5 protein-coding genes are annotated in these 7905 nt (G+C 73.1%); 3 read left to right on the top strand and 2 right to left on the bottom strand.

What is annotated here, in order from left to right:
* Window positions 1-482 precede the first annotated feature (482 nt).
* From AB0873_RS17165 to AB0873_RS17155, 3 genes are all read left to right on the top strand, one after another.
* A complete protein-coding gene (locus AB0873_RS17165) occupies window positions 483-2903 on the top strand; it encodes an immune inhibitor A domain-containing protein (RefSeq protein ID WP_366600691.1) in 2421 nt (806 codons plus the stop codon).
* A gap of 128 nt (window positions 2904-3031) precedes the next feature.
* Complete coding sequence (locus AB0873_RS17160; RefSeq protein WP_366600681.1) at window positions 3032-3514, top strand: hypothetical protein; 483 nt, start codon at window positions 3032-3034, stop codon at window positions 3512-3514.
* A gap of 109 nt (window positions 3515-3623) precedes the next feature.
* Entirely contained in the window at window positions 3624-4556 is a 933-nt protein-coding gene (locus tag AB0873_RS17155; protein ID WP_366600680.1) for an alpha/beta hydrolase, read from the top strand.
* 39 nt (window positions 4557-4595) lie between these two features.
* Here the strand turns inward: AB0873_RS17155 and AB0873_RS17150 are convergent, their stop codons facing one another.
* A complete protein-coding gene (locus tag AB0873_RS17150; protein ID WP_366600679.1) occupies window positions 4596-4961 on the bottom strand; it encodes a hypothetical protein in 366 nt (121 codons plus the stop codon).
* The gene (locus AB0873_RS17145; RefSeq protein ID WP_366600678.1) at window positions 4958-7792 is read right to left on the bottom strand and encodes an SseB family protein; all 2835 of its coding nucleotides are present in this window, start codon (window positions 7790-7792) and stop codon (window positions 4958-4960) included. The genes AB0873_RS17150 and AB0873_RS17145 overlap by 4 nt, the downstream gene beginning before the upstream one ends.
* Window positions 7793-7905 lie beyond the last annotated feature (113 nt).

Raw genomic sequence — 7905 nt, 5'->3', positions numbered from 1 at the left:
TCCTGTGCGTTTTTGCTAACTAACCCCCCGGGGTGGGGGCGGCCCCCTCCCCGCCGGGGGGGCCGGCCGGGGTGGGGGGGGGGGGGGGGCGCCCCCCCCCCCCCGCCACCCACCCGGAGTAGCCGCTGACGCGAAATGGTGGTCGAGGTCAGCAACTGACAATTGAGTTTCCAGTGGGGCCGGTGGCGGAGAACGCCACCGGCCCCACGTCGTTCGGCGTCGATGTCGTGATCAACGCGGCTGACGGTGACGCGGCAGGCGGGCATCGGGGCAGGTCGCACGGGTCGGGTTACCGGTCAACGTGTGACAGTGAAAAGCATTCCCAACAACTCTTTGCAATAAATCGACCCGATCATCTTCACACCCGCCACATGAGTGTCTATGTTCACCTTTGGTCCCACCCGTGGGATCGATCTTCACCGGCCCGTACCCCCGTTGGGCCGGTCCCTCACACCCGGAGGTACCACGTGCGCAAAGCCGCAGTGGGTCTGCTCGGGCTCTCGTTGACGGCGACGGGGCTGGCGGTCGGACCGTCCGCCTTCGCGGCGCCGCAACCGAAGCTGCCGACGTCCGCACCGTCAGTCGCCGAGCCCGCCCACGTTGACCACGACCTGCCCAACCCGCTGGAGGAGAAGCGGCGGGCACTGCGCCAGGAGGGCCTGAGCGAGGTCCTCTCCGGCAGGGCGAAGGCGCAGCGAATCAACGGAAGCACCGTCGTCAAGGTCGGTGAGACGGCCGGCGGCGCCCCCGCCACGGACCGCGCGGCTCGTGCCCGCGACGGCAAGAAGGACCAGTACGTCGAGCTCTCCCGGGAGAAGACCGACCGGATCTTCGTGATCCTGGCCGAGTTCGGCAACGAGCGGCACCCGTCCTACCCCGACAAGGACACCGACCCGGCCTGGCCGGGTCCGGCGCGCTTCGACGGGCCGCTGCACAACGAGATCCCGGAGCCGAACCGCGCGGTGGACAACTCCACCGTCTGGCAGCCGGACTACAACGCCGACCACTACCGGACGCTGTACTTCGGCACCAAGCCCGGGGACGAGTCGCTGAAGCAGTACTACGAAGCCCAGTCCTCGGGCCGCTACAGCGTCGACGGCACCGTCACCGACTGGGTGAAGGTCAAGTACAATGAGGCCCGCTACGGCCGTTCCGGGGACGACCCGGACGACGCCAACGGCGACGACCCGGCGGTGTGCGGCAGCAACGTCTGCACCAACGTCTGGGCGCTGGTACGCGACGCCGCCGACCAGTGGGTCGCCGACCAGAAGGCCGCCGGCCGCACCGACGCCCAGATCGCCGCGGACGTCAAGGCGATGGACCAGTGGGATCGGTACGACCACGACTCCGACGGCAACTTCAACGAGTCGGACGGGTACATCGACCACTTCCAGATCGTCCACGCCGGCGGGGACATGGCCGACGGTGACCCGAACCAGGGTGAGGACGCCATCTGGAGCCACCGCTGGTACGCCTTCGCCTCCGACCAGGGGCGCACCGGCCCGCCGAACTTCCCGGCCGGTGGTACCCAGATCGGCAGCACCGGCATCTGGATCGGTGACTACACCATCCAGCCGGAGAACGGCGGCCGCAGCGTCTTCTACCACGAGTACGGCCACGACCTGGGCCTGCCGGACGACTACAACGTCGTCAACGGTGGAGACAACAACAACGAGCACTGGACCCTAATGGCGCAGAGCCGCCTCGGCGGCAAGAACGACGGCGGCATCGGCGAGCGCGGTGGTGACCTCGGCGCCTGGAACAAGCTCCAGCTCGGCTGGCTCGACTACGAGGTGGTCGTCGCGGGGCAGAAGCGCACCATGACCCTCGGCCCGCAGGAGTACAACTCCGCCAAGCCGCAGGCCGCCGTGGTCGTGCTCCCGCAGCGCGAGTACACCTTCGACAACGGCAAGCCGTTCGAGGGCACCAGGCAGTTCTTCTCCGGCAACGAGGACGACCTCAACAACACGATGACCCGGACCCTGGACTTCACCGGGAAGTCGTCGGCCTCCCTGTCGATGAAGGGTCGCTACAACATCGAGGCCGACTACGACTACCTGTTCTTCGAGGCCTCGCTCGACGGTGGCGAAACGTGGACGCCGCTGCCCGGCACCGCCGACGGCAAGCCGCTCAAGGAAATCTCCCCGGGGCGCTTCGCCCTGGACGGCAGCAGCGACGGCAAGTGGGTCGACATCACCATCCCGATGGACGCCGCCGCCGGCAAGGTGGTCCAGTTCCGGCTGCGCTACCAGACCGACGGTGGTGTCTCCGAGGGTGGCTTCTACGGTGACGCGATCACCGTGACCGCCGACGGCGAGACCGTGCTCAGCGACGGCGCCGAGAACGGCGCCGGCAACTGGACGCTGGGCGGTTGGACCATCGCCGAGGAGACCTACACCCGGCTCTTCGACAACTACTACATCGCCGGCCACCGATCGTACGTCTCGTACGACAAGTACCTGAAGACCGGGCCGTACTACTTCGGGTACGCGAACACCCGCCCGGACTGGGTGGACCACTACGCGTACCAGGAGGGCCTGCTCATCTCCTACTGGAACACGCGCTGGGCGGACAACGACACGTTCGCGCACCCGGGCGAGGGCCGCAACCTCTACATCGACGCGCGCCCGCGGCCGATCTACAACCTGACCGGCCAGCCGTGGCGGGCCCGGGTCCAGGTGTACGACGCGCCGTTCAGCCTCAAGAAGGCGGACTCGTTCACGCTACACATCGACAGCCGGCCGCAGTACATCCGTGGTCAGGCCGCGGAGCCGCTGTTCGACGACACCAAGAAGTACTGGTACGAGGAGTTGCCGAACCACGGCGTCAAGCTCCCCGCCACCGGCACGAAGATCAAGGTGCTGGAGCAGAAGGGCACCTCCATCAAGGTCCGCTTCTTCTGAGCCACCGAACCGCACGACGCGATGCCCGGACAGGTCACCTGCCCGGGCATCGCCCGTTCGGCGGCCCCGCCGTCCCACGGTTTCGGAACCGGAGCGGGAGCCTGCGCGTCAGATTCCCCGTGCCCATCGTGAGCGGCGCCGGACTGCCCGCCGCGGCCCTGGCCACCGCGCTCGCCGTGGCCGTACTGTCGAGCGGCTGCACCGGCCCGGAAAAGGAAGCGCCCATGCCCGCGGAGCACACCCCGTCCCCGGCACCGGCCGGCGGAAGCGACAGCCCGCCGCCGTCCGCCGGCGCCGGATCGCCGGCCCGTACCGGCCCCGCGCTCTCGTCCACGACGCTGCCGACCATGGCGCCGCCGACCGCGCCCCCGAAACGGCCGACCGACCCGTACCGGGCGAACGTGCTCGCCGGCCGGATCACCCGGGGCGGCGACGGACCCTGCTACGGCCTGACCACCGACGACGGCCGGGAGTACGCACTGCAGGGCGCGAGCGTGGGAACCTTCGCCACCGGCACCTGGGTCCGGGTGACCATCGGCCCCGCCACCCCCGGAGTCGACTGCGGGGCGGGCATCCCGGCCACCATCGTGAAAATCAGCCCGGTCGGTTGAGCGGCGGCCGGGAGATGCGGGGATCCCGGACAGCCGCCACGGGAGCGACGCGGGCCACCCGACGGGTCGGCCGGCTGGCCGCCCGGCACCCAGGACCTAGGCTGTGCCCATGACCGAGCAGCGTGGCGGGCCCGTCGACGAGTCCTGCGTCCTCCCGGAGGGACCCTGGACGCACCGGTTCGTCGGCGCCAACGGCAGCCGGTTCCACGTCGTGGAGGCCGGCGCCGGCCCGATGGTCCTGTTCCTGCACGGCTTTCCCGAACACTGGTGGGCCTGGCACGAGATGCTGCCGGCGGTCGCCGACGCGGGGTTCCGGGCCGTCGCGGTCGACCTGCGGGGCTACGGCGCGAGCGACAAGCCACCCCGGGGGTACGACGGCTACACGCTGGCCGCCGACGTCGCCGGGCTGATCCGGGCGCTGGGCGAGCGGTCGGCGACCGTGGTGGGCAGCGGTGCCGGCGGCCTGATCGGCTGGACGGTGGCGTCGTTCCACCCGTCCCTGGTCCGGCGGCTGGTGGTGCTCGGAGCGCCGCACCCGCTGCGGCTACGGGCCGCCATCTTCGCCGACCCGCGCGGCCAGTTCGCCGCCTCCACACCGACGTTGAAGTTCCAACTCCCCCGCTACGAACACGTGCTGACCCGCGACGACGCGGCGGCGGTGGAGGAGATGCTGCGCCGCTGGGGCGGGCCGCGGTGGGTGAACAGCCCGGGCTTCCCCGCATACGCCGCACGGTGCCGGGAGGCCATGCGCATCCCGCAGGCGGCGTTCTGCGCGCTGGAGGGCTACCGCTGGGCGTTCCGGTCGGTGCTCCGGCTGCACGGGTACCGGTTCGTGCGGCTCATGCAGAAGCCCCTGGTCACCCCGACCCTGCAACTGCACGGCGCCGTCGACCGCGCCGCCCTGCCGCGTACCGCCCAAGGCTCCGGCCGGTACGTCGTGGCCCCGTACGAGTGGCGGCTGCTCGACCACGTCGGGCACTTCCCGCACGTGGAGGCCCGGGACGTGGTGCTCGGCGAGATCCTGCGCTGGACGAAGTCGTAGGCCGTCCCGGCGGGTCCGGGCCGGGACCGCGGACGCGGCCTAGACCCGCTGCTCGTGCAGGTCGGTGACCTCGACGGCGGGCGCCCAGCCCTGGTAGACGCCGAAATCGAAGACCTCGAGACCCATCGCCTGCGCGACCGGCCACCGCCCACCCGTGTACTCCACCCGCAGCCAGCCGTCGTGCTCGCCGAGCACGATGAACGGCTTGCCCTGCCAGGTGCAGGTCGTGCGGACGTACACCAGGTCGTCGACCTCGGCCGCCGGCACCACCCGCACGTACCGGCCGGGGCGCACCTCGGTGAAGCCCTCTCCCAGGCCGGGCTGGTAGAGCCGGACGTCGTCGCCGTCCGGGCTGGCCTGGTACTCACGGCCCTGCCAGCGGGCCACGTACCCGTCGCGGGTCACGCCTCGCCCACCTCCCGCCACAGCAGCGCGTCGGCGTCCAGCGTGGCCACCACGCGTTCGCTGCCGTCCGCGCCGATCCGCCACAGCTGCGCGCCGTGCGGCAGCCGGGCGCTGTCCACCTTGAACTCCGCCACGACGTCGCTGCTCTCCCCCGGCGCGAAACCGTTGCCCCGGAACGGGGGCCGCTCGATGACCCAGCCCTCCATGGCCCGCATGGCGGTCTCGTTCTGGCCGCCGTAGGGAATGCGGTAGAGGCTCGGCCGGTACGCGGGCCAGCGCAGCACGTAGATCTCCTCGGCGGCCCGGTCGAACGGCGAGGCGGGATAGCCGAGGCCGAGCGCGTCGAACAGCTGCGCCGGGGTGGTCAGGTGGGCCAGTTCGCCCGCCCGGTGCACGAAGCCGGAGACCCGGTCGTAGCCCCGCTCCAGGTAGTACGCGAGCTGGCTCGGCGCCACGGCCTTCTGCATGACGATCGGCCGGGTCGGGTCCGGGGCGGGCGGCTCGTAGCGCGGCCGGTCGGCGGGGTCCTCCGCGGCCGGTGATGCCTCCGGCTCGGCGCCGGTGTCGGCACCGAGGCCCACCTCGGCCGCCCAGTTGGCGAGCCCGATGATCTGCTCACCGGGCAGCTTGGCGCCGATGGGGCTGCCGGGGTTGACGACGAAGGACCACGACTCGTCCGGCCAACGGTGGATGAGCTGCACGAACCGCACCCGGACCGTCTCGACGGCGGCGTCCGTGTGGTCGGCGAGCCGCTCCGGGGAGGTGTACACGACGACGAACGTCTCGCCGTCCAACTCCTCCGTACGCCAGACGAATCCCGGCTCGCCGGGCCGGCTGCCGGGTGCCGAGTCGGGCGCCACCGGCAGCAGCACGCGGGCGAGCAGGAGCGTCGACAGGAAGGTGTCGGTGCTCCCCGCGCCGGTCGCGTCGAGCAGGTCCTCCTCGACCTCGTTCGCCGGATCGAAGTCCGCCGGGACGGGGACCGCCGGTGGGGAGGCGGCGTCCGCCGGAGCCGCGGCCGGCGCGAAGGCGGCGTCCGCCGGAGCCGCGGCCGGCGCGAAGGCGGCGTCCGCCGGACCGGCGGCCGACGCGCCGGTGATGTCCGGGCCGGCGGTACCCGGTACGCCGACGGGATCCGGGGCGGGTGTGCCCACCACGGCGGACGGATCCGTGGTGTTCGTGCCCGCCGCGACGGCGCGAGCCGGGTCTTCCGCAGCCGGGACGGTCACGTCCGGTGCCGCAGCGGCCGGCTCGGGCAGCTGGGACCGCGGGGCCGGGATCGGAGCGGTGACCTCCTCCTGGCCATCCATTGGACGCAGAGCCGGCCCGGGCTGCGGGTGGCCGGCGTCCGGACCGGTGGGCTGCCACCCGCCCGCCGTCCGGGCGGTCTCCGCGACGGCGGGACGCTGCGGGAGCGGGTCGGCGGCCGGCGCCGGCCCGCCAGCGGCCCGCTCGTCGGCCAGCCCGGTGCCCCCGGCCCCGGCACCCCGGCTCCCGTCGAGCAGACCGGTGGCACCGGCTCCGGCACCCGGGGCGGGGTCGTCGCGGAGCCCGGCGGCGGCGACCGGGTCGGTGAGGTCCCGCGACTCGATGATCGTGCCCTCGATGACGATCGGCGTGAAGCCCCGGCGGGGCGCCGGCGGCCCGGAGACCGGTTCCGCGATCGACGCCGGTTCCGGGTCCGGGGGCGGCGGCGTGGGGTGACGCCGCGGGAGCGTCTGCGTGGCCTCGTCGTCCGTCGTGCGGCGTGCGTACGCCTGGAGGGTCGCCGGATCGGGCACCGGGAAGCGGGCCGTCCGGCTCTCCGCTTCGGCCGCCCGTGGCTGCGGCGTCCGGGACGTCTCCCCGGCGGGAGGCCCGAAGGCCGGCGGGGAATCCCGGTCGGTACGGGTCGCGTCACCGACGGCGAACGCCTGGGCGGGGCTCCCGGACGCCGGGTCGGTGGGCGGCCGGCGGCGCGGGAACGGTTGGGAGCCGCGGGCGAATCGGGGCGGCGGGACGGCCCGCTCGTCCCGGCCGGCGCGGCCGGAAGCGGGTTCGAAGAACGATCGACGGTTCGGCCGCTCCGGCTCGCCGCCCGGGCGGCCGTTCGTGGGTGCCTCGGCGGGACGCCGGCCGGGACGGTCGCCCCCGGGCGGCGCCGGCCAACGGGCGTCCGTGTCCCCGGGCGCGGGCACCCGGCCGGCGTCGGCCAGGGGTCGCCGCAGGGCGGCGGCACGCAGCTCGGCCGGGCTCCGCAACGGCGTGCCCGGGGGCGGGACGGGCGCGGGAGCCGGTCGCAGCGGGACGGTGCCCTCGGGTGCGTGACCTGCGCTGGGCTCGCGGCCCTGCGGACCGGTGGTCGGCTGGCCCTCCCCGCTGCCCGGACCGCTCTCCGTCGCCCGGACGCGGGCGAGCGTCTCGGCCCGCTCCAGGCGCGCCCGCGCCCCGATCGTGCGCCCGGGCAGCCGGACGTCACCGCGGGAGAGCTGCGCGACGTACCAGGCGGGCAGATAACTCTCGATGGGCAGGCCCGGGTTGACCGCGAGCCACCAGTCATGATTCGGCCACTGGCTGGCCAGCTCGTCGTACGTGCTGCGCCGGCTCGCGCCGGCGTGCTCGCCGAGGCAGGCCCGCATCGCGGCGGCGGAGGTGAAGGCCAGCACGTGGGTGCGGCCGCCGGTGGTCCAGGTGCCCCAGTTCATCGGCGCCTGGCCGGCGAGCGCCTGCGCGGAGACCGGGAGGAACAGGTCCGTCCGCGACAGGATGCGGAAGTAGAGCGGCTGGTCGTTGGCGCGCAGCGCGTCGCGAAGGGCGGCTTCGGCCTCGGTGGCCGGCTCCCATTCGGTCACGGCCACCCCTCCTCCCGGCAACAGGTCACAGGTATCGCGTACAACCTACAAGGTAGTAGCAAGATCACAACGGCTGACCGCGCCGGGGCGGCCGGCGACGGCACCCGGAGATA

The sequence above is a fragment of the Micromonospora sp. NPDC047707 genome (genome assembly GCF_040704235.1).
In the GTDB taxonomy this organism is placed as follows: Bacteria; Actinomycetota; Actinomycetes; order Mycobacteriales; family Micromonosporaceae; genus Micromonospora.
This window is presented reverse-complemented; position numbering and strand designations above follow the sequence as displayed.

Bases quoted from the DNA above. Each gene is read 5' to 3' on its own strand.
- AB0873_RS17155 (WP_366600680.1), top strand. From the start codon at position 3,624: ATGACCGAGCAGCGTGGCGGGCCCGTCGACGAGTCCTGCGTCCTCCCG.